Here is a 20,897-nt window from a genome sequence, read left to right as displayed (position 1 = left end):
CGTCGTGGGGGTCAGTCCTCGTGGGACTGGCGGGTGCGGACCACCGGCAGGGTGCCGGTGCGGTTGTGGGCCGCGGCCGACGTGCGGGTGCCCGTGACGAACCAGGCGAGGGTCAGGACCGCGACCCACACGAGACCGATGATGAGCGCCTGGCGCGAATCCGGGATGGTGGCCATGGTGATCACCACGGTGGCCACGAACGCCAGGCCCAGGTAGGTGCCGACGCCGCCCAGCGGCATGGGGAAGGGGGACGGCTCCGCGCCCTGCTCCGCGACGCGCCTGCGCATGGCGCGGTGGGACAGGAAGATCATGGCCCAGGTCAGCACCACGGCGAACGAGGCGACGCCGGCCACCAGGCTGAAGGCGTTCGGGTCCACGGTGATCAGCACCGCGCCGAGCACCATCACGCCCAGCATCACGGCCACGGACAGCCACGGCACGCCGCCGCGGTTGGTGTGGGTGAAGGCCCGGGGCGCCTGGCCGTCGTGGGCCATCGCGTAGAGCAGGCGACCGGACGCGTAGATGCAGGCGTTGATCGCGGAGACGGCGGCGGTGAGCACCACGAAGTTCAGCAGGTGCGGGGCGAAGGGGACGCCGAGGCCCTCGAAGATCTGCACGAACGGGCTGGCCTTGCCGTCCACCTGGTTCCAGGGGACGAGGGCCATGATGACCGCCATCGTCAGCACGTAGAACAACAGGATGCGGATCGGCACCGTGTTGATGGCCTTGGGCAGCACCTTCTCCGGGTTCTTGGCCTCGCCCGCGGCCACACCGAGGGTCTCGATGCCGCCGAAGGAGAACGTCACGATGGTGAGCGCGGTCAGCACGCCCAGGATGCCGTGCGGCAGGAATCCGCCGTGGTCCACGAGGTTCGCCAGGCTGGCCTGGGTGCCGTCCGCGGTGGAGGCGCCGGTGAAGAGCAGGATCACACCGCCGAAGATCATCGCCACGATGGCCCCGACCTTCACGAGCGTCAGCCAGAACTCGGCCTCACCGAAGTTGCCGACGTGCGTGAAGTTGATCAGGCCGACCACGAGGATCGTGGCCGCGACCCAGGCCCAGACCGGGACCCCCGGGAACCAGAACGCCATGTACGTGGTGATGGCGGCGGTGTCCGCGACGATCACGACGGCCAGCTCGAAGACGAAGGTCCAGCCGGTCACGTAGCCGGCGAAGGGGCCGAGATAACGGGAGGCGTAGGCGGCGAAGGACCCGGAGACGGGCTCCCGGAGCGTCATCTCGCCGAGGGCGCGCATCACGAGGAACACGGCGGCGCCCGCGACGAGGAAGGACAGGATCACGCCCGGCCCGGCGGCCTGGATGCCGCCGGCCGAGCCGTAGAAGAGGCCGGTGCCCACCGCCGTGCCCAGGGCGATGAACATGATGTGCCGCTGGCTCAGGCCGCGGTGCAGCTGCCCGCGGTCCGCGGTGGCCGCGCCGGTCTCGGCGACGCGGGAGCCGGAGGGGGAGGTGCTCACGTGAAGTCTCCGCTCGAAGGGGGGGTGGATCAGGACACGCCATGGTGACTCGTGATACAGCGTTCATGCCACTTTGTCCGGTGTGATGCAAGTCATCGTGGACGTTACGTCGCGTTCGTCCGGCCAGGCCGGATGATGTGACCTCGCCCACCGCGGATTCCCCGCGGAAGGTCCGTGGCGCCCCGGCGGGTCCCGGGGCGCGCCGGGCTCAGTCCATGAGCAGCCACGCGGCGGCGTCGTGCGCGAGCCGCCCGTCCTGCACGGCCTCCGCCTCCTCGAGGGAGAACAGGGCCCGGGAATGGTTCGCGGGCAGGTCGACGGGCTCGGTCGACAGGTTCGCCATCACGAGCACGGTGCGCGCCGGGATCGGCTCGCCCGAGCCCAGGTGCCGGCCACCGCCCGAGGTGACCGTGAACGCCAGCACGCCGCGTGTGGGGTCGTGGTGCTCGGACCACGCGAACGTGCCCGTGCCCAGGTCGAGCTCGCCGCGGATCTGCAGCAGACGCCGGTACAGCTCGAACACGGAGCCCTCGACGCCGACCTGCCGGTCCGCCGCCAGCGCTCGGAAGGACGCGGGCTGGGGCAGCCACGGCGCGGCGACGCCCTCGGCGGCGGACGCGGGGCCGTCGTCGTCCGCGGGGGTCGAGAAGCCGTAGGACGGCTCGTCGGCGGCCCACGGCAGAGGGATGCGGCAGCCGTCGCGGCCGGGCTCCTTGCCGTCCGTGCGGAAGAAGTACGGGTCCTGGCGGTGCTCGGCGGCGAGGGTGGTGTGCTCGGGCAGGCCCAGCTCGTCGCCCTGGTAGATGTACGCGGAGCCGGGCAGGCCCAGCTCCACCATCGCGGCGGCGCGGGCCCGACGGCGACCGACCGCCTCGTCTGGCTGCTCGTCCTCGGCCGTGATGCCGGCGGGGTAGGAGCTCGGGTCGGCGAGGCCGTAGCGGGAGGCGTGGCGCACCGTGTCGTGGTTCGAGAGCACCCAGGTGTTCGGGGCGCCGACCCGGCCGGCCTGCTCGAAGGACCGGTCGATCGCGTGGGTCAGCGAGGCGGCGTCCCAGCCGGCCATGAGGTAGGTGAAGTTGAAGGTCTGGTGCATCTCGCCGGGGCGGACGTACCGGAACATCCGCGAGAGCGGGGCCACCCACGCCTCGGCCACCATCATCGGCTCGTGGTCGTAGGAGTCCAGGACCCGCCGCCAGTCCCGGTAGACCTCGTGGACGCGGTCCTGGTCCATGAACGGGGTGAGCGGCTCGAAGGTGTCCGGGTCGAACGTGGGGTCGGCGTCCTCGCCCGCGTCCGTGACCATGCCCATGCGGGAGTGCTCGGCGTCCGGGTAGCCGGGCTGCTTGATGAGCCCGTGGGCCACGTCCACCCGGAAGCCGTCCACGCCGCGGTCCAGCCAGAACCGCAGGATGGAGCGGAACTCCTCACGCACCTCCTCGTTCTCCCAGTTCAGGTCCGGCTGCGTGGTGTCGAACAGGTGCAGGTACCACTGGCCCGGGGTGCCGTCCGCCTCGGTCACGCGGGTCCAGGCCCCGCCGCCGAACGTGGACTCCCAGTTGTTGGGGGGCAGCTCGCCGTGCTCGCCGCGGCCCTCGGCGAAGTGGTAGCGGGCGCGCTCGGGGGAGCCGGGGCCGGCGGCCAGGGCGGCCTGGAACCACGCGTGCTCGGACGAGGTGTGGTTCGGCACGAGGTCCACGACCACGCGGATGCCGGCCTCGTGCGCGGCGGCGATCATCTCGTCCGCGTCCGCGAGCGTGCCGAACCGCGGGTCCACGGCGCGGTAGTCCGCGACGTCGTAGCCGGCGTCGTGCTGCGGGGAGAGGTAGAAGGGCGAGAGCCAGATCGCGTCCACGCCGAGCTGGGCCAGGTAGTCGAGGCGCGAGGTGACGCCGCGCAGGTCGCCCATGCCATCCCCGTCCGCGTCCGCGAAGGAGCGCGGGTACACCTGGTAGATCACGGCGTCCACCCACCACGGGGTGACGGGTCGGTTCCGGGCTTCCGAGGGCGGGGTGCTCAGGCGCTGCGTGGTCATGGGATCCACCCTAGGCCCGACGCCGGGGCCGCGCGCCCCGCGTGGGCGGCGTCGGCGGCGTGGTGTGCGTCTCGGGCGCCCGGGGCAGCCCCACCCCGGTGCGCCGGGCCGGCTCAGGTCAGCCGGGCCAGCATCCCGACGGTGGCCCAGCGACGGTTCAGCCGTTCCTGCGCGACGCCGGCGGTCGCCTCGTCGCCCTCCTCGAGCGCGTCGATGAGCGTCCACAGGTCGAAGACGGAGTCGTCCGGCCACACGTGCCGCGTGAGGCCGCCGTAGTCCAGCTCGATCCACGAGTCGGGGTGGAACGCGCCGAGCCACTCCACCATCACCGTGAGCTCGCCGATCAGCTCCGCATCCGGGGCGTGCCGCGCGAGCACCGCCGCCGCGTGCCCGGCCCGCTCCCGGGCGGCCACGATCGGGGCGCGCCGGTACGCCGTGCGCTCGCCGTCCACGAGGCGCTTCACCGGCTCCTCGGGGTCGAACACCGTGAGCCAGCCGTGCGGCACACCCCACGTGGCCGTGCGCGTCTGCACGCGGTGGTGCTCCGGCGCGCCGCCCTCGTCCTGCGGGTCCTGGCCCGCCGCGTCCGGGTCGGGGGAGAGGCCCCACTCGTCCTCGAGCGCCACGAGCGCGCGGCCGCGGTTCATGGCGCGCGCCGCCGGCGGGATGGCGGCCTCGTGCAGCCGCGGCAGCATCGTCTCCTCGAGCATGGCCGCGGCCATCTCGGCGCGCAGGCCCCGCTCGTCCGGGCAGTAGAAGGCGGAGCGGTGCTCGTCCTGGAGGACCCGCACCAGGTCGTCCTCACCGGGTTCCGGGAACGGGTCGGCCACGGGCCGGGCCAGGCGACGCCGGGCCCGTTCGGCCGCCTCGGCCTCGACCTCGGCACGGGTGCGGTGGCCGCCGGCGATCAGCCGCGCCTGGACCGCGTCCGGGAACGCGGCCAGCGGCTGGAAGACGCGCAGGTGCGCGGTGCCGCGCGCGACACCCGGGGGCGGGCCGCCGTCGTCGTGGGTCATCGCGGGCTCGTCCGTGGTTCAGCCCAGCTCGACGACCACGGGCGCGTGGTCCGAGGCGCCCTTGCCCTTGCGCTCCTCGCGGTCGATCCAGGCGTCCGTGACCGTCCGTGCGAGGGCGGGGGAGCACAGCTGGAAGTCGATGCGCATGCCCTTCTTCTTGGGGAAGGCCAGGCCCGTGTAGTCCCAGTACGTGTACACGCCGGGGCCGGGGTGGCGCGGGCGCACCACGTCCACCAGCCCGGCGTCCTCGAACGCGTGGAACGCCGCGCGCTCGGCCGGGGAGACGTGCGTGTAGCCCTCGCGCTGGAACAGCTCGATGTCCCACACGTCCTCGTCCTGCGGAGCGATGTTCCAGTCGCCGGCCAGGGCGAGCCGGGTGTCCGGGTCCTCGGCGAGGCGCTCGGCCGCGTGCTCCTGGAGCACGCGCAGCCACTCGAGCTTGTAGCCCATGTGCTCGTTCTCCAGGCCGCGCCCGTTGGGCACGTAGAGGCTCCACAGGCGGACCGGGGCGACGCCGTCGGCCGCCTCGGCGCCCACGGTCGCCCCGATGGCGCGGGACTCCTCCTGCGGGTCCACGCCGCCCTTGCCGAAGTGCGGCTGGCCGGGGAAGCCGCGCTGCACGTCGCTCAGGCCGACGCGGGAGGCGATGGCCACGCCGTTCCACTGCGAGGTGCCGTTGTGGACCACCTCGTAGCCGGCGCGCTCGAAGAGCTCCCACGGGAAGTTCTCGTCCCGGCACTTGGTCTCCTGGATGGCCAGGACGTCGATGTCATGGCGCTCGAGGAAGGCCTCGACGCGGTCGGCGCGGGCACGGAGGGAGTTGACGTTCCAGGTGGCGATCTTCACCCGGCCAGGCTATCGAAGGGCGCGGACACCGTGGGATCGGCGCCTCAGCGCCACCAGTCGTCGTGGATCGTCACCGGCGTGGTGCGCTTGTGGCGGCTGCGGAGCCAGATGCCCTCGAGCTTCTCCGCGACCTCGGTCGGGACGTCCTTGCCCTCGAGGTAGTCGTCGATGTCCTCGTACGTCATCCCGAGTTCGGCCTCGTCCGTCTGGCCCGGCGTGCCGTCCAGCAGGTCCGCGGTGGGCACCTTGTTCCACAGGGGCTCGGGGGCTCCGAGTTCGCGGCCCAGCGCCCGCACCTGCCGCTTGTTCAGGCCGGCCAGCGGCAGGACGTCCGCGCCGCCGTCGCCGAACTTCGTGTAGAACCCGGTGACGGCCTCGGCTGCGTGGTCCGTGCCGATCACCAGCTGTCCGTGGGCGCCGGCCACCGCGTACTGGGCCGTCATGCGGATGCGGGCCTTCACGTTGCCCTGGTTGTAGTCCGAGATCGGCTCCCCCACGGCCTCGGCGAAGGCGGCGGCCAGACCCTGCACGGCCTCCGCGATGTTCAGGGTGACGTCCTGATCCGCACCCACGAAGTCCAGGGCCGCCCGCGCATCCGCCTCGTCGTGCTGCACCTTGTAGGGCAGGCGCACGGCGGTGAACCGGGGGTTCTCGCGGGAGGGCACGACGTCGGCGCCCACCCCCGCCTCACCCGGCGGGGTGGTGCCGGGGCCGCCCAGGGCGACGGCGTCCGTGACGCCGAGCTGGGCGCGGCGACGCTCGACGGCGAGCTGGGCCAGCCGGCCGCCCACGGTGGAGTCCACGCCGCCGGAGATGCCCAGGACGAAGCCGGACGCGCCCGTGGCCGCGAGGTAGTCGGCGAGGAAGGCCACGCGCCGTTCGACTTCGGCCGCGGGGTCGATCTCAGGGAGGACGCACTGCTCGGCGATGATCCGCTGCTGGAGTTCACGCATGCCGGTCAGCGTAGGACCGGCGCCGCGCACGGGGACAGGGTCGGTCGGCGACGACGGCTCACGCGTCCGGGTGCCCCAGGTTGCGGGCGATGCGGCGCAGGACGCGGACGGCGTCGTCGATCTGGTCCCGCGGGACGTCCGCCGTCGCCTCGGCACGCAGGGCCTCGACCGCCTCACCGACGCGGGCGCCCGCGGTGCGGCCCGTGGCGGTGAGGGTGTAGAGGTCGCCCTCGACCGTCACCCAGCGGGACTCGACCAGCTCCTCGATCTGACCGGACACCGCGCCGCGCTGCTCCTCCTCGAAGCCGGCCTCGAGCTCGGCGCGGGACTGCGGGGCCACCGTGAGGGTGTTCAGAAACTGCCACTGGGCGCGGGTGAGGCCGTGCTCCTCGAGGCTCTCGGCCACGCGCGCCGCGATCAGGCCCTCGGTGAGGGTGAGCCAGTGCGCCAGGGGCAGGCCGGAGGGATGCTGGACGGGGGCGTCGTCGTGCGGGATCTCGCTCATAACCCGAGCCTAGCCAGGCCGGGACGGAAGCGGCAGGGGCGGTCGGGCCCGCACTAGCATGGGCGGCATGACCGACGCGCAGACCCCCACCGTCCCCACGCCCGAGCAGGACCGCGAGCGGCTCAAGCAGCTCATCCAGGATCTGGCTGTGGTGCACGGCCGGGTGACCCTGTCCTCCGGCAAGGAGGCGGACTACTACGTGGACCTGCGTCGGGTCACCCTGCACCACGAGGCCGCCCCGCTGATCGGCCGCGTGATGCTGCGCCTGCTCGAGGAGAACGGGATCGGGTGCGACGCGGTGGGCGGGCTGACCATGGGTGCGGACCCCGTGGCCACCGCGATGATGCATCAGGCCGGCGCCGCGGGCCGTGCGCTCGACGCGTTCGTGGTGCGCAAGGCGCAGAAGTCGTACGGCATGGGTCGGCAGGTGGAGGGCCCGGGCGTGGACGGTCGCCGCGTCGTCGTGCTGGAGGACACCTCGACGACGGGCGGCTCCGCGCTGACCGCCGTCGAGGGTGTGCGCAACGCGGGCGGCGACGTCCAGGCCGTGGCCGTGATCGTGGACCGTGCGACCGGCGCCGCCGAGCACGTGGCCGAGGAGGCGGACGTGCCGTACCTGTACGCGTTCGGCAAGGACGAGCTCGACCTCGACTGAGCCTCGGCCGGCCCCGCGCCGCCCGCCTAGAGCCAGTCCGCGCGCTTGAACAGCACGAACAGCGTGAGGGCCACCGCCAGCATGAGTCCCAGGGCGAACGGGTAGCCGAACGCCCAGTGCAGCTCGGGCATGCCGTCGAAGTTCATGCCGTAGACCGAGCCCACCAGCTGCGGCGCGAAGATGATCGCCGCCCAGGACGAGATCTGCTTGACCTGTTCGTTCTGGGCGATCGACTGCTCGGCCAGCCGCTTCGACGCCAGCGTCGAGTCCAGCTCGAGGGCGTTGTTGAGCATCTGGCGCATGGTCATCACGCGCTCGTTGATCTGGACGGCGTGGTCGTGGACGTCGCGCAGGCGGCGCAGGTTCTCCACCTCGAGGCGCGCCTGATCGCTGAGCTCCTCGTCCTCCCAGGCGTGGGCGTCGTCGCGCCGGGGCAGGCCGTCGGCGTCGAGGCGGCGGGTGTCCTCATGCAGGCGGGTGCGCACCTCCTCCTGGAGCTGCTCCACGATGGACGGCAGCGCGCGGATGGCGTGCTGGAAGTTCAGCACCTCGCGGGAGAGCTCGTAGATGCGCCGGGAGACGTGCCCGTCGCCGGCGAAGACCTGGTCCTCGATCTCCGCGATGTCCTGTTCGAGGCCGTCGGCCACCGGGAAGTAGTCGTCCACGACACGGTCCAGGATCTCCAGGGTGACCTGCCACGGCCCCATCGCGAGGCGCTCGCGGCCCTCCGTCTCCAGGGACCGTCGCACGGCGGCCAGGTCCGGCTCCTCCGCGTGACGCACCGTCACCACGTAGTGCTCACCGGTGAAGACGCTCAGCTCGCCGAACTCCACGGTCTCGGTGCGGTCGACGTAGCGGGCCGGGTGCAGGACCATGAACGAGTCCTCGCCGTAGCGGTCCAGCTTGGCGCGCTCGCCTCCGGCGAGGGCGTCCTCGACGGCGAGCGGGTGCAGGCGCAGCTCCTCCGCGACCGCTTGGAGCTCGGCCACGTCCGGGCGGTACAGGCCCAGCCAGGCCATGCCGCCGGTGCGCTCGCACTCCTCCCAGGTGTCCTCGAGGGTGGAGGGGGCGTGGACGCGCCGCCCGTCCACGTACACGGCGTTGTCGATCATGCTCACCCGGACATTCTCCCCGACGGCGGCCCCCGGCGGATTCCAGGATGCGCGCGCTACGGTGGCGCCATGAAGACTCCGCGTCATGCCCCGCCCGTCGTCCGCGACGGCAAGACCCTGCTCCCCGCCCACGCCGTCTCCACGGCCCCGGTCACCGCATTCGGTCTGATCGGCGGCTACCTGACCGCCCGTGAGACCGGCATCCGGCCGCTCGGCGGTGTCGTGCTGGCCGCCGCCGGCCTGTATGCCGGCCGGACGTGGTTGGCCACGCGTGGGCCGGCCGTCACCGGGGGCCTGGCCGCCCTGTACCTCGGCGGCTTCGGCGCCTCCCACCCGCTGGCCAAGAAGATCGGTGCGTGGCCGGCGGTGCTCTCCGTGGCCGCGGTGTCCGCCGGGGCCGCCTGGGCCGCCGTCGACCGGTCCGAGGCCGGCCGCTGAGCGAGCCCGCGCCGGCCGAGGACGGCACCGTGCCCCGCGAGGTCGGCGTCGGGCCGTGGCTCGGCCCGTGGCCGGAGGACCCCCGCTACGACCCGGAGCTGCTCGCGCACGGCGACCGCCGCAACGTCCTCGACCGCTACCGCTATTGGCGCCTCGAGGCGATCGTCGCGGACCTCGACGCGCGGCGGCACCCGTTCCACGTCGCCATCGAGAACTGGCAGCACGACCTGAACATCGGCACCGTCGTGCGCACCGCCAACGCGTTCAACGCCGCCGGGGTGCACATCATCGGGCGGCGCCGCTGGAACCGGCGCGGCGCCATGGTCACCGACCGCTACCTGCACGTGCGCCACCACGAGACGGTGGCGGCGTTCACGGAGTGGGCGGCGGGGGAGGGGCTGCCCGTGCTCGGCGTGGACCTGTTCCCCGAGTCGGTGCCGGTGGAGACCTTCGACTTCCCGCGTGCCTGCGTGCTCGTCTTCGGGCAGGAGGGGCCGGGACTCTCGGCGGAGGTGCGGGCGGCGTCGAGCGCGGTGTTGTCCATCGCGCAGTACGGCTCCACCCGCTCGATCAACGCGGGCGTGGCCGCCGGCATCGCGATGCACGCGTGGATCCGGCAGCACGCGGCGTCCCCCGAGTCCGGCGCGAGCCAGACGATTCCGTGCTGAAAGGAGACTCTGGGCCGCAGATTCGTCTGGCTCGCCGCGCAGAACGGCGCAGGACCGCGCAGGACCGCGCCGACGACGTGCGGTGTGACGGCCTCAGCCCGCGAAGGGCCGGGCCGGCAGGCCCGTCACCCCCGGGCGGACGGCGAACAGGGCCCCGGCCAGCGGGTCCTCGCCGCGCTCCAGGTTCTCCCAGGAGGTGGTGATGTAGAGGGTGCCGAGGTCGTCGCCGCCGAAGGTGCACGCCGTCGTCTTCTGCACGGGCACCTCGACCACCTCGTCGAGCGTCCCCTCGGGCGTGTACCGGTGGATCTGCCCGTGGCTGATCACGGCCACCCAGATCCCGCCCTCGGCGTCCACGGTGAGCCCGTCCGGCTTGCCCTCGCCGTCGAGCACGTCCACGAGCACGCGCCGGTTCGTCAGGCCCTCCTCGCGGGAGTAGTCGAACACGGCCACCTGCCGCGTGGGGGTGTCGTTGTAGTAGGCCCGCGTGCCGTCCGGGCTCCACTCGAGGCCGTTGGACGTCGTCGCGCCGGTCAGCACGACGTCCACCTCGCCGGCGCCGCCGTCGGGCCCGGGGGCGAGCCGGTAGAGGTTCGCCGCGCCGGGGGTCTTGGCGTACGCCATGGTGCCGCAGTGGAACCGGCCGTCCGGGTCGCAGCCGCCCTCGTTCATCCGGATCCCGGCGTCCGCGCCCCACAGCTCGGGCAGCGTCGTCAGCTCGCCCTCGGGCGAGATCAGGGCGAAGCCCCGCTCCACCGCGACGACGGCGCCACCCCCCGCACGCGGGCGCAGCGCGGCGGCCACGTCGCCGACGTGCGTGCGGTCCACCGTCCCGTCGGTGCGCAGGGACAGGACGTCCCCGGCGAGCATGTCCACCCAGCGCAGGCCGCCGCCGGCGGTCACGCCCTCGGCGGCGCTGCCCCACGAGGCGGCCCAGACGGGGCCCTCGCCGTGGTAGGCGATGGGATCGGTGACCTGCTCGGCGCGCATGACTGCTCCTTCGGTGGGCGGGACGGTCCTGGCCCCGACGCTAGCCGAGGCTCAGAACCACCCGCACGAGTCGGCGGTCCAGCGGTCGGCGAGGGTCGCGTCCAGGAACGCCCCCATCCGCGGCAGCGAGGCCACGTGGCCGCCCACGTGGGTCGGGGTGAGGAGCGGGTCGAAACGCACCCGCGCGCCCTCCGCGCACCAGCGACGGCCCAGGTCGCGGCCGGTGCGGTACGGGATGACGTCGTCCGTGACGGAGTGCGCGATCATCACCGGCACGTCCGGACGGCGGCCCGGTGCGCCGATCCGCTGCTCGGCGAGGATCCCGGCCAGCTCGGCATCGGAGCGGACGAGCTCAGGGAAGTCCTGCCCCGTGTGGGTCAGTGTGGCGGAGTCGAGGTGCGCGTAGGCGAGGCTGCCTGCCAGGCAGGTCTCGGCCGCGCCGGCGAGGGCCGTCAGGCCGGTCTCGTTGAGGTGCGTGGCCGGGTCCACGTCGTACGCGGCGAGCTGCCCGGCCATCGCGTAGAGCAGGAAGGCCGCGTACAGGCCGCCGTCGATCCGGTCCGCGACCTGCACGAGGTCGGCCGGCGGGGCGCCCACGTAGGCGCCCTTGAGGTCCAGCTCCGGGGCGTAGTCGGACGCGAGCTCGGCGGCGGCCGCGGCCGCCCCGCCGCCCTGCGAGTAGCCCGCGAGCGCGACCGGCGCGGTCGCGGTGACGCCCGACCCCGACACCTGGGCGGCCGCGCGCACCGCGTCGAGGACGGCGTGCGCCTGGGCCTCCCGGACCATGTAGGTGTGCGTGCCCGGGGTGCCCAGGCCCTCGTAGTCGGTGACGACCACGGCGTGGCCGCGACTCAGCAGGGAGGTGATCCCCACGCCTTCGTACTGCACGCCGGTGGAGAGGGTGCGGGAGGGGGCGCAGCGGTCCGCCGCCCCCTGGGTCCCCACTGCGTAGCTGATCACGGGGCGCTCGCCGCCGCCCGTCCACGGGGCGGTGGGGGTCAGCACGGTGCCGGTCACGGCGATGGGTCGGCCCTGGGCGTCCTGCGAGGCGTACATGATGCGCGTGGCGTGCGCCGGCACCTGCACCAGCCGCACCGGGTCCAGGTAGAAGGCGGTGGGCTCGGTGCGGATCAGGGCGCCGGGGGTCGCGGGCACGACGGTGGGCGGCAGGTAGAAGGGGTTGTCGGCCGAGGCGGCCGCCAGGGCGTCCCGGGCCGCGTTCCAGCGGGCGTCCTCGGCCGCCGTGGCCGGCTGCGAGAGGTCCTCGACGGCGGAGCTCACCTCCGGCGCGTCGGGGGCCGGGGCGGACTCCTGGGCCAGGGCCGCGTGTGGCGCGCCGAACCCGGCGACGACAGCCAGGGCGGCGGCCAGGGCGAGGGGGCGGGAGGGGCGGTGGGCGGGGGCCATGGCGGTCTCCGGTCTCTCGGATGCGAATGTGACGCCGCTCACCCTAGGCCAACGGCGGGGTCGTGCCCAGGCCGGCGTCGCCGTCGGGCCCGGGGCCCTGGGGCGGGTCCGGCCGCGCGGATAGGATGAGCCCGAGGGCGGCGCGCCCGCCGCGCTCCCCCGCCTGCCCGAGTCGACGACGCCTAGGAGCTGCAGCATGCCCATCGCATCCCCGGAGAAGTACGCCGAGATGATCGACGCCGCCAAGAACGGCGCCTTCGCCTACCCGGCGATCAACGTCACCAGCTCCCAGACCCTGAACGCCGCCATCCGCGGCTTCGCCGAGGCCGGCTCGGACGGCATCGTCCAGGTCTCCACCGGCGGCGCCGCCTACTTCTCCGGCTCCTCCGTGAAGGACATGGTCGCCGGCTCGCTGGCCTTCGCGGCGTTCGCGCGCGAGGTCGCCAAGAAGTACTCCGTGAACATCGCCCTGCACACGGACCACTGCCCCCAGGACAAGCTCGAGGGCTTCGTCCTGCCCCTGCTGGACGCCTCCGAGGCCGAGGTGAAGGCCGGGCGCGACCCGATCTTCAACTCCCACATGTGGGACGGCTCCGCCGAGACCCTCGAGGAGAACCTGCGGATCGGCCGCGAGCTGCTCGCCCGCACCCACGCCAACAAGCAGATCCTCGAGGTGGAGATCGGCGTCGTGGGCGGCGAGGAGGACGGCGTGGCCCACGAGATCAACGAGAAGCTCTACACCACCGTGGCGGACGGCATCGCCACGGTGGAGGCCCTCGGCCTCGGCGAGCACGGTCGCTACCTCACCGCGCTGACCTTCGGCAACGTGCACGGCGTCTACAAGCCGGGCAACGTGAAGCTGCGCCCGGAGATCCTGCAGGAGATCCAGCAGGCCGTGGGCGAGAAGTTCGGCAGGGAGCGCCCGTTCGACCTCGTGTTCCACGGCGGCTCCGGCTCCGCCGCCCAGGAGATCGCCGACTCGGTGGAGTACGGCGTCGTGAAGATGAACGTGGACACGGACACCCAGTACGCGTTCACCCGCCCGGTGGCCGGGCACATGTTCGAGAACTACGACGGCGTCCTGAAGGTCGACGGCGAGGTCGGCGACAAGAAGCAGTACGACCCCCGCGTGTGGGGCGCCAAGGCCGAGGAGGCCATGGCCGCCCGCGTGGTCCAGGCCTGCACCGAGCTGAACTCGGCCGGCAAGAGCATCGGCTGACCCCGCCGTCCGCCGCGCCGGCCCGCACCCTCGCGTGAGGGTGCGGGCCGGCGTCGTCCTCAGCCCTCCCGCTCCTCCTGGGCCTGGAGGAACTCGAAGACCTCGCGCTCGTCCACACCGGGGAAGGTCTGCGTGGGCATGGCCGCCAGCAGATGCGCGTGCATGCGGGCCGCGGGCCACACGTGCCCGCCCCACGCGGCCTCGAGCTCGGGGTCGGGGCGGCGGCAGCAGCGCGGATCCGGGCACGTGGAGGTGACCCGGTGGCGGGTGTCCGCGCCGCGGAAGTGCCGGGCATGCTCGAACGGGGTGCCCACGGAGAGGGCGAACAGTCCGTCGGGGCCGTTCTCGATCATCGAGGTGCACCAGAACGTCCCGTTGGGCGAGTCCGTGTACTGGGCGTGGGCGCGGAACCGGTCGTTGCGGGAGAACGCCTGCCGTGCGCCCCACTTCCGGCACGCCTGCTGGCCCTCGATCGCACCGGTGTGGTCGGCGGGGAACACGATCCCGTCATTCTCGTAGGCCTTGTGGATCACCCCGGTCTCGTGGACCTTCTGGAAGTGGCAGCGGATGCCCAGGTCCACGGTGGCCAGGTTGGTGAACCGGTGCGCGGCGGCCTCGTAGGAGACGCCGAACGCGTCCTTCAGGTCGTCCACGGACAGGTCCCGGCGCTTCTGGGCGGCCCGCAGCAGCGACGACGCCGCCCGCTGCGGCATGAGCAGCGCGCCCGCCAGGTAGTTCACCGCCACACGCTGGGCGAGGAAGTCCTCGTAGTCCCGCGGCTCGCCGTGGCCCAGGACGGCGGCGGCGAGGGCCTGGAGCACCACGGTGCGGCGGTCATGGTCTGAGGAGCGGGAGCCGCTGATGTGGATGCGCCCGTGCTTGAGGTCCGTGACGGAGCGCGTGGAGTGCGGCAGGTCCGGGACGAAGCGCAGGGTGAAGCCGAGGTGCTCGGCCAGCTCCGAGACCGCGTGCAGGCCCAGCGGCCCGCCCGTGTGGCCGATCGCGTCGAGCAGCCGATGCGCCTCGGCCTCGAGGTCGGGGTAGTGGTTGTCCACCGCGCGCATCCGGGCGCGCAGCTGGGCGTTGGCGCGGCGCGCCTCCTCGGGGGTGGCGGCCTGCTCCTCCAGGCGACGGCGCAGCTCGGCCTCCAGCCCCGCGATCACCTCGAGGACCTCGGTGGGGGTGCGGGGCCCGATGCGCAGCGGCGGCAGGCCGAGGGAGGCGTAGTGCTCCGAGCGCGCGAACCGTTCGACCTCGATCTCCAGTTCGGCCCGCCGGGTGGGGGCCCGGCCGGTGAGCAGGTCCTCGACCGGCACGCCCAGGACCTCGGCGATCCGCTGGACCAGCGAGAGCCGCGGCTCGCGGCGGGCGTTCTCCACGAGGGACAGGTGCGAGCCGCTCACTCCCGTGCGCTCCGCGAGCTGGTCCAGGGTGAGGCCGGCCTGCTTGCGCAGGTGCCGAACGCGGCGGCCCAGCGCGACGGCGTCCACGGTCGCGCTGTCCTCGGGAAGCGGGCGGGTCATCATGCGCGGAACTGTAGACGGAACCGGGGAGGAGATCACGTGTTTCGGAAAGAAAGTCACATTCTTGACAAGCGGGGGGCCGTTGCCGTGATCCAGGCCACATGGGGGCGCAAGGACCGTCACGTTCTGACCCAGTGGCAGGAACAGCCGGAGTTTCCACCGATTTTGTGCTCCAGAGGGCCTTGCCCGGGGCCAAGGTGGATGTCAACGGCAGCGACGGACACGTCGCACCGAACCCTTCACGAACCGGACCGATCCTCAGGAGGACGTCATGACCACCCAGCCCCACCACTCCACTCCCGCCTCCGCCGAACAGCTCCAGCACGACTGGGACAACAACCCCCGCTGGGCCGGCGTCGAGCGCAGCTTCACCGCCGAGGACGTCGTCCGTCTCCGCGGCCGCATCCAGGAGGAGCACACGCTGGCCCGCCGCGGCGCCGAGAAGCTGTGGACCCAGCTGAAGGACGAGAACGCCCGCGGTGAGTTCACCAACGCCCTCGGCGCCCTCACCGGCAACCAGGCCGTCCAGCAGGTCAAGGCCGGGCTGCGCGCCATCTACCTCTCCGGCTGGCAGGTCGCCGCGGACGCCAACCTCTCCGGCCACACGTACCCGGACCAGTCCCTGTACCCGGCCAACTCCGTGCCGCAGGTGGTGCGCCGCATCAACAACGCCCTGCTGCGCGCGGACCAGATCGAGCACGCCGAGGGCGTCAGCACCGTCGAGGACTGGCTCGTGCCGATCGTGGCCGACGCCGAGGCCGGCTTCGGCGGCCCGCTCAACGCCTACGAGCTCATGAAGTCGATGATCACCGCCGGCGCCTCCGGTGTGCACTGGGAGGACCAGCTGGCCTCCGAGAAGAAGTGCGGCCACCTCGGCGGCAAGGTGCTCATCCCCACCGGCCAGCACATCCGCACGCTCAACGCCGCCCGCCTGGCCGCCGACGTCGCCGACGTGCCCAGCGTGATCATCGCCCGCACCGACGCCGAGGCGGCCACCCTGATCACCTCGGACGTGGACGAGCGCGACGCCGAGTTCATCACCGGTGAGCGCACCGCGGAGGGCTTCTACAAGGTCCGCAACGGCGTCGAGCCCTGCATCGCCCGTGCCAAGGCCTACGCCCCCCACGCGGACCTGATCTGGATGGAGACCGGCACGCCGGACCTCGAGCTGGCCCGGAAGTTCGCCGAGGCCGTCAAGGCCGAGTTCCCGGACCAGATGCTGGCCTACAACTGCTCGCCGTCCTTCAACTGGAAGAAGAACCTCGACGACGACACCATCGCCAAGTTCCAGCGCGAGCTGGGCGCCATGGGCTACACCTTCCAGTTCATCACGCTGGCCGGCTTCCACGCCCTGAACCACTCGATGTTCGACCTGGCCAAGGGATACAACGAGCGCCAGATGTCCGCGTACGTCGAGCTGCAGGAGCGCGAGTTCGCCGACGAGGCCCGCGGCTACACCGCGACCAAGCACCAGCGCGAGGTCGGCACCGGCTACTTCGACGCCGTGTCCACCGCCATCAACCCGGACAGCTCCACGGTGGCCCTGGCGGGCTCCACGGAGTCCGGCCAGTTCCACTGATCCGCTCAGCCGAGACCGCGAGGAGGCAGTCCCATGAGCCCGCAGACCACGACCCCCACCCTGCACGAGATCCATGCCGACGACGTTCGGGAGCACACGCCCCTGCCGCATGACGTGAGCACCCAGGCCATCCCCGTCGTCATCCCCGAGGGCGCCGCCCCCGTGGTGACCGTCCACGGGCCGGTCGACGGGCGGCAGGCCGAGATCCTCACGGACGAGGCGCTGGCGTTCCTCGGCCGCCTGCACCGGCTGGCCGAGGACCGCCGCCGGCGGCTGCTCGAGGAGCGGGAGTACACCCGGCGCCGCATCACCGACGGCTGGAACCCGCACTACCTGCGGTCCACCCGCCGGGTCCGCGAGGACGACTCCTGGCGTGTGGCGCCGCTGGCCCCCGGCCTGCAGGACCGCCGCGTGGAGATCACCGGCCCCGTGGATCGGAAGATGACGATCAACGCCCTCAACTCGGGCGCCTCGGGCTGGCTCGCCGACTTCGAGGACTCCTCGACGCCGTCCTGGGACCGGATGCTGGACGGGCAGGTCAACCTGTTCGACGCGATCCGCGACCGGATCGACTTCACCTCCCCCGAGGGCAAGGAGTACCGGCTGCGCGAGCGCGAGCTCACGGACCGGCCGACCATCATCGTCCGCCCGCGCGGCTGGCACCTCCTCGAGGACCACATCCGTGTGGACGGCGAGCCGATGGCCGGCGCCCTCGTGGACTTCGGCCTGTACTTCTTCCACAACGCCGACGAGCTGATCCGCCGCGGCCACGGCCCGTACTTCTACCTGCCCAAGCTCGAGTCCCATCTCGAGGCGCGGCTGTGGAACTGCGTGTTCGTGGCGGCGCAGGACGAGCTGGGCATCCCCCAGGGCACCATCCGGGCCACCGTGCTGATCGAGACGATCACCGCGGCGTTCCAGATGGAGGAGATCCTGTACCAGCTGCGCAACCACGCCGCGGGCCTCAACGCCGGCCGCTGGGACTACATCTTCTCCATCATCAAGAACTTCCGGGACCGCGGGGCCGAGTTCGTCCTCCCGGACCGCTCGGAGGTGACCATGACCCAGCCGATGATGCGGGCCTACACGGAGCAGCTGGTCCGGGCCTGCCACCGGCGCGGCGCCTCGGCGATCGGCGGCATGTCTGCCGTGATCCCGGACCGCCGGAACGAGGAGGCCAACGCCGCCGCGCTGGAGAAGGTGCGCGCGGACAAGGCCCGCGAGGCCGGCGACGGCTTCGACGGCTCGTGGGTGGCGCACCCGGACCTCGTGCCGGTCGCCCGGGAGGAGTTCGACGCCGTGCTCGGCGAGGCCCCGAACCAGATCCGCACCCGCCGCCGCGAGGACGTGGTGCCGGACGAGGCCGCCCTGCTCGACGTCGCCGCGACCACGGGCTCGGTGACCGAGGCCGGCGTGCGGATGAACATCGAGGTCGGGATCCGCTACATCGAGTCCTGGCTGCGGGGGAACGGCGCCGCCGCGATCCACGGACTCATGGAGGACGCCGCCACGGCGGAGATCTCCCGGTCCCAGATCTGGCAGTGGGCACACAACGGCACCGGTGTGCAGCTGACCGAGGGCGGCGTGCGGACCGCCAACCGCGGCTGGATGGAGCAGCTGATCCGCGAGGAGCACGCTCGGATCCTCGCCGGCCCGCTGCCCGAGGGCCACCGGTTCGAGGACGCGGTGCGCGTGTTCTGCGAGTCGGCCCTGCCGCCGGAGTACCCGGCGTTCCTCACCCTGGGCGCGTACCGCCGGCACTTCGCCGGTCAGGACGACGCCGCGGCGAAGGCCTGATCCGCCGGGCCCCACGACGACGGCCGGTCACCTCACGAGGTGACCGGCCGTCGTCGTGCCGGGTGTCAGTCCCCGGACGTGGAGGGGGACGGGGAGGCCGAAGCCGACTTCGTCGGTGACGGGCTGGCCGACGCCGAGGCGGACGCCTCCGCGGCCCGCTGGGATTCGGCGGCCTCCCGCGCGGCGCCCTGGAACGGCCGCGGCGGCTGGCCGGGGGCCACGGGGCCGGGGGCGCCCTCGGGGCGGTCGATCGTGGACTGGTTGTTCAGCAGCTCGTCGGGCACGCGGCCGGTGGGGATCTCCCGGGCCTGGGCCAGGGTCTCCTCGTCCATCTGCGCGTTCAGGAAGAACGGCGAGCTGAGCTTGATGACCTCCTGGAAGTCCCCGGCGTCCTTCAGCACGGTGTCCGCGAGGTGGTCGCGGGTCTCGGTGACGAGGGTGGTGCTCTGCGCGACCGGCGAGTTCTTCACCTGGGTGAGGCCGCCGTTGGCGTCGCCGAAGCCCTCCATGGAGCCCATGGTCACGGAGACCATCTCGCTGCCGTCCTCGGAGCAGGCCCACGCGGTGCGCTGGGGCAGCAGGGGGGCGCCGTCCTGGCCGCCGACCATGCCGGGGCGCAGCAGGGCGAGCAGCCCCTTGCCGGTCTTCGGGTCGAACGTGTACTCGTCCGCCACGGCGGCGGGCTCCTCCTGGCACCACTCCAGGCGGGAGCCGTCGAGGTTGTGCTGGTAGTGGACCTGCGCCAGGGGCATGCCGGGGCTGTACTCGAAGTAGCCGTTGTAGACGCAGGTGAGGAACTCGTGGGTCTCGTCCTGCGAGGCGAACAGCTGCACGATCTCGATGTTCGAGCTGTCCGGGATGTGCGTGGCGACGGCGTCCAGGGTGCGCTGGTCCAGGACGTCGCGCGTGCAGTCCATCACGGAGACGGTGTCGTTGCGGACCGCGGCCGTGTTCTTCCAGGCCTCGGTGGCGGCGCCGTCCTTGATGCCCGGGCCGACGGTCTCGAACGCCTGACGCGGCTCGGCGCGCGGGGTGCCCTCGGCGGACTCCGACGCGAGGGCCTCACGGACGCGGGACGCCGCGGCGGACGCGGGGTCGGTGGGGCTCTCCGTGGCCGAGCCGGCCGCGGCCGAGGCCGCCGATCCGCTGGGCGCCGCGGCGGTCGACGAGGCGGGCTCACCGGACTGGCCGGCCGAGCCGCAGCCGGCCAGGGCGAGGGCGAGGGCGGCGACGCCGACGGCCAGCGGGGCACGGCGGCGGGCGGGCGCGGGGTGGGTCATGGAGGCTCCTTCGACGGCATCGGCGGCCCGGCCCCGGGAGCGTGGGGCTGCGGACGGACGCTGCGCCTACGGTACCGGACCGTCCTGGACGCGGGGACGGCGATCCGTCCGGCGTCCGGCGCCGTCGATAGACTCGGCCGCGACCGCATCGTCCGCGAGGAGAAGAGGCATCCCATGTCCGAGTCCCTGATCGGCAAGAACCTGATGGAGCCGCCGGCCACGCGCCTGCCGGAGGAGCCGGAGGTGCTGGCCCGGCTCGAGGCAGGTGACCTGCCCGAGGACATCGTGCCGGTGGCGCCCGAGTCCTCCCTGGTGTGGGCGCTCATGGCGGAGGACGCGTGGGCCGAGGGCCGGACCGTGGACTCCTATGCGTACGCCCGCGTCGGCTACCACCGGGGTCTGGACGCGCTGCGCCGGGCGGGGTGGCGCGGCGCCGGCCCGGTGCCGTACGCCCACGAGCCCAACCACGGCTTCCTGCGCGCCCTGTACGCGCTGGGCCGCGCGGCCGCCGGGATCGGGGAGTCCGAGGAGGTCGAGCGCATCCGCACCTTCCTGCGGGACTCGGACCCCACGGCCGCAGAGCAGATCGAGGCCGGCCAGGGCCGCGCCCAGGGCTGAGCGGAGCCGTGGCCAAGCTCTACTTCCGCTACGGGGCCATGAACTCCGGCAAGTCCACGGGCCTGCTGCAGGCCGCCTTCAACTACGAGGAGCGCGGCCAGCGGGTGCTGCTGGCCAAGCCGGAGGTGGACGTGAAGGGGGAGGGCGACGTCGTCTCCCGCCTCGGTGTGACCCGCGCCGTGGACTTCCTCGTCCCGGCGGGCGCGGACGTGCGGGAGCTGTTCCGCCGGCACGCCACCGGTGACGACCCGGACGCCCTCGTGGGGCACGTGGAGGCCCCGCCCGTGGCGTGTCTGCTCGTGGACGAGGCACAGTTCCTCGAGCCGGCGCAGGTGGACGACCTGCTGCGCATCGCCGTGCTCGACGGCGTCCCCGTGATCGCCTACGGACTGCGCACCGACTTCCGCACCCGCTCCTTCCCGGGCTCCGCGCGGCTGCTGGAGCTGGCGCACTCCCTCGAGGAGCTGAAGACCATCTGCCGGTGCGGCCGGAAGGCGGTGTTCAACACGCGCAAGGTCGTTGACCCGGCCACGGGCGCCGAGCACTTCGTGTTCGAGGGGGACCAGGTGGCGATCGACGGTGTCCAGGTGACCTACGAGTCCCTGTGCGGCACGTGCTACCTGGCGGAGTCCGGCGGTGCCCTGGGCTGAGGCGGCCATTGCCAGGCAACTGCCAGGCTGCGTGACGGCTGCGCCCATGCTCGGTTCGTACGGTGGAACCACTTCATCGAGGTGCGAGTGATGAAGGTGCGAGTGATGACAGGCGAAGGGCCCCGGTGATC

Annotated in this window: 19 protein-coding genes; 8 read left to right on the top strand and 11 right to left on the bottom strand. The window is 72.9% G+C overall.

Annotation, left to right across the window (positions count from 1 at the left end):
- Nucleotides 1–11: 11 nt before the first annotated feature.
- From OVA32_RS00900 to OVA32_RS00875, 6 genes are all read right to left on the bottom strand, one after another.
- Nucleotides 12–1,478: an amino acid permease gene (locus tag OVA32_RS00900; protein ID WP_041103608.1), complete on the bottom strand. Its 1,467-nt coding sequence runs from the start codon at nt 1,476–1,478 to the stop codon at nt 12–14.
- Nucleotides 1,479–1,686: 208 nt separating this feature from the next.
- Nucleotides 1,687–3,510, bottom strand: coding sequence for an alpha-amylase family glycosyl hydrolase (locus OVA32_RS00895; RefSeq protein WP_036383521.1), 1,824 nt, complete (start codon nt 3,508–3,510; stop codon nt 1,687–1,689).
- Nucleotides 3,511–3,623: 113 nt separating this feature from the next.
- Complete coding sequence (locus OVA32_RS00890; RefSeq protein ID WP_041103609.1) at nt 3,624–4,526, bottom strand: hypothetical protein; 903 nt, start codon at nt 4,524–4,526, stop codon at nt 3,624–3,626.
- Between the two features lie 18 nt (nt 4,527–4,544).
- Entirely contained in the window at nt 4,545–5,372 is an 828-nt protein-coding gene (locus tag OVA32_RS00885; RefSeq protein ID WP_041103610.1) for an exodeoxyribonuclease III, read from the bottom strand.
- 44 nt (nt 5,373–5,416) lie between these two features.
- Nucleotides 5,417–6,325, bottom strand: a complete 909-nt coding sequence (gene nadE, locus OVA32_RS00880; RefSeq protein WP_041103611.1) for an ammonia-dependent NAD(+) synthetase — start codon at nt 6,323–6,325, stop codon at nt 5,417–5,419.
- A 58-nt stretch (nt 6,326–6,383) separates the two neighbouring features.
- Entirely contained in the window at nt 6,384–6,830 is a 447-nt protein-coding gene (locus OVA32_RS00875) for a MarR family winged helix-turn-helix transcriptional regulator (protein ID WP_267714733.1), read from the bottom strand.
- Nucleotides 6,831–6,888: 58 nt separating this feature from the next.
- Between OVA32_RS00875 and pyrE the strand changes: the two genes are divergently transcribed.
- Nucleotides 6,889–7,485 (top strand): orotate phosphoribosyltransferase, encoded by a 597-nt coding sequence (gene pyrE, locus OVA32_RS00870; RefSeq protein WP_267714732.1) that lies wholly within the window; start codon nt 6,889–6,891, stop codon nt 7,483–7,485.
- Between the two features lie 26 nt (nt 7,486–7,511).
- Here pyrE and OVA32_RS00865 read toward each other — a convergent pair whose 3' ends face one another.
- Entirely contained in the window at nt 7,512–8,597 is a 1,086-nt protein-coding gene (locus OVA32_RS00865) for a magnesium and cobalt transport protein CorA (protein ID WP_036316798.1), read from the bottom strand.
- A gap of 69 nt (nt 8,598–8,666) precedes the next feature.
- On the opposite strand from OVA32_RS00865, the gene OVA32_RS00860 reads away from it, so the two are divergent.
- Both OVA32_RS00860 and OVA32_RS00855 read left to right on the top strand, forming a co-directional pair.
- Nucleotides 8,667–9,035 carry a hypothetical protein gene (locus OVA32_RS00860; RefSeq protein ID WP_036316791.1) on the top strand — a complete coding sequence of 123 codons (369 nt, stop codon included), beginning with the start codon at nt 8,667–8,669 and terminating at the stop codon, nt 9,033–9,035.
- A complete protein-coding gene (locus tag OVA32_RS00855; RefSeq protein WP_420709548.1) occupies nt 8,999–9,703 on the top strand; it encodes a TrmH family RNA methyltransferase in 705 nt (234 codons plus the stop codon). Before OVA32_RS00860 ends, OVA32_RS00855 begins: the two co-directional genes overlap by 37 nt.
- 93 nt (nt 9,704–9,796) lie before the next feature.
- On the opposite strand, the gene OVA32_RS00850 is transcribed toward OVA32_RS00855, so the two are convergent.
- Both OVA32_RS00850 and OVA32_RS00845 read right to left on the bottom strand, forming a co-directional pair.
- On the bottom strand, nt 9,797–10,693 hold the full coding sequence (locus OVA32_RS00850) for an SMP-30/gluconolactonase/LRE family protein (protein ID WP_020626752.1): 897 nt from the start codon (nt 10,691–10,693) through the stop codon (nt 9,797–9,799).
- A 51-nt stretch (nt 10,694–10,744) separates the two neighbouring features.
- Nucleotides 10,745–12,100: a lipase family protein gene (locus OVA32_RS00845; RefSeq protein ID WP_267714729.1), complete on the bottom strand. Its 1,356-nt coding sequence runs from the start codon at nt 12,098–12,100 to the stop codon at nt 10,745–10,747.
- A 196-nt stretch (nt 12,101–12,296) separates the two neighbouring features.
- On the opposite strand from OVA32_RS00845, the gene fbaA reads away from it, so the two are divergent.
- Nucleotides 12,297–13,319 (top strand): class II fructose-bisphosphate aldolase, encoded by a 1,023-nt coding sequence (gene fbaA, locus OVA32_RS00840; RefSeq protein ID WP_267714727.1) that lies wholly within the window; start codon nt 12,297–12,299, stop codon nt 13,317–13,319.
- Nucleotides 13,320–13,378: 59 nt separating this feature from the next.
- On the opposite strand, the gene OVA32_RS00835 is transcribed toward fbaA, so the two are convergent.
- Nucleotides 13,379–14,845 carry a helix-turn-helix domain-containing protein gene (locus OVA32_RS00835; protein WP_144818610.1) on the bottom strand — a complete coding sequence of 489 codons (1,467 nt, stop codon included), beginning with the start codon at nt 14,843–14,845 and terminating at the stop codon, nt 13,379–13,381.
- Nucleotides 14,846–15,113: 268 nt separating this feature from the next.
- On the opposite strand from OVA32_RS00835, the gene aceA reads away from it, so the two are divergent.
- Both aceA and aceB read left to right on the top strand, forming a co-directional pair.
- A complete protein-coding gene (aceA, locus tag OVA32_RS00830; protein WP_073116231.1) occupies nt 15,114–16,421 on the top strand; it encodes an isocitrate lyase in 1,308 nt (435 codons plus the stop codon).
- 33 nt (nt 16,422–16,454) lie between these two features.
- Entirely contained in the window at nt 16,455–18,218 is a 1,764-nt protein-coding gene (gene aceB / locus OVA32_RS00825) for a malate synthase A (protein WP_082067554.1), read from the top strand.
- 65 nt (nt 18,219–18,283) lie between these two features.
- On the opposite strand, the gene OVA32_RS00820 is transcribed toward aceB, so the two are convergent.
- Nucleotides 18,284–19,498 (bottom strand): hypothetical protein, encoded by a 1,215-nt coding sequence (locus OVA32_RS00820; protein WP_036341081.1) that lies wholly within the window; start codon nt 19,496–19,498, stop codon nt 18,284–18,286.
- 174 nt (nt 19,499–19,672) lie between these two features.
- Here OVA32_RS00820 and OVA32_RS00815 point away from each other — a divergent pair, with 174 nt between their 5' ends.
- Nucleotides 19,673–20,116, top strand: coding sequence for a DUF3151 domain-containing protein (locus tag OVA32_RS00815; RefSeq protein WP_049147824.1), 444 nt, complete (start codon nt 19,673–19,675; stop codon nt 20,114–20,116).
- Between the two features lie 8 nt (nt 20,117–20,124).
- Nucleotides 20,125–20,766, top strand: coding sequence for a thymidine kinase (locus tag OVA32_RS00810; RefSeq protein ID WP_010079593.1), 642 nt, complete (start codon nt 20,125–20,127; stop codon nt 20,764–20,766).
- Nucleotides 20,767–20,897: the final 131 nt, after the last annotated feature.

Source organism: Micrococcus sp. SL257, assembly GCF_026625585.1.
In the GTDB taxonomy this organism is placed as follows: domain Bacteria; phylum Actinomycetota; class Actinomycetes; order Actinomycetales; family Micrococcaceae; genus Micrococcus; species Micrococcus luteus.
Note: the sequence above shows the minus strand (reverse complement) of the source record. Positions and strands in the feature narration are given on the sequence as shown.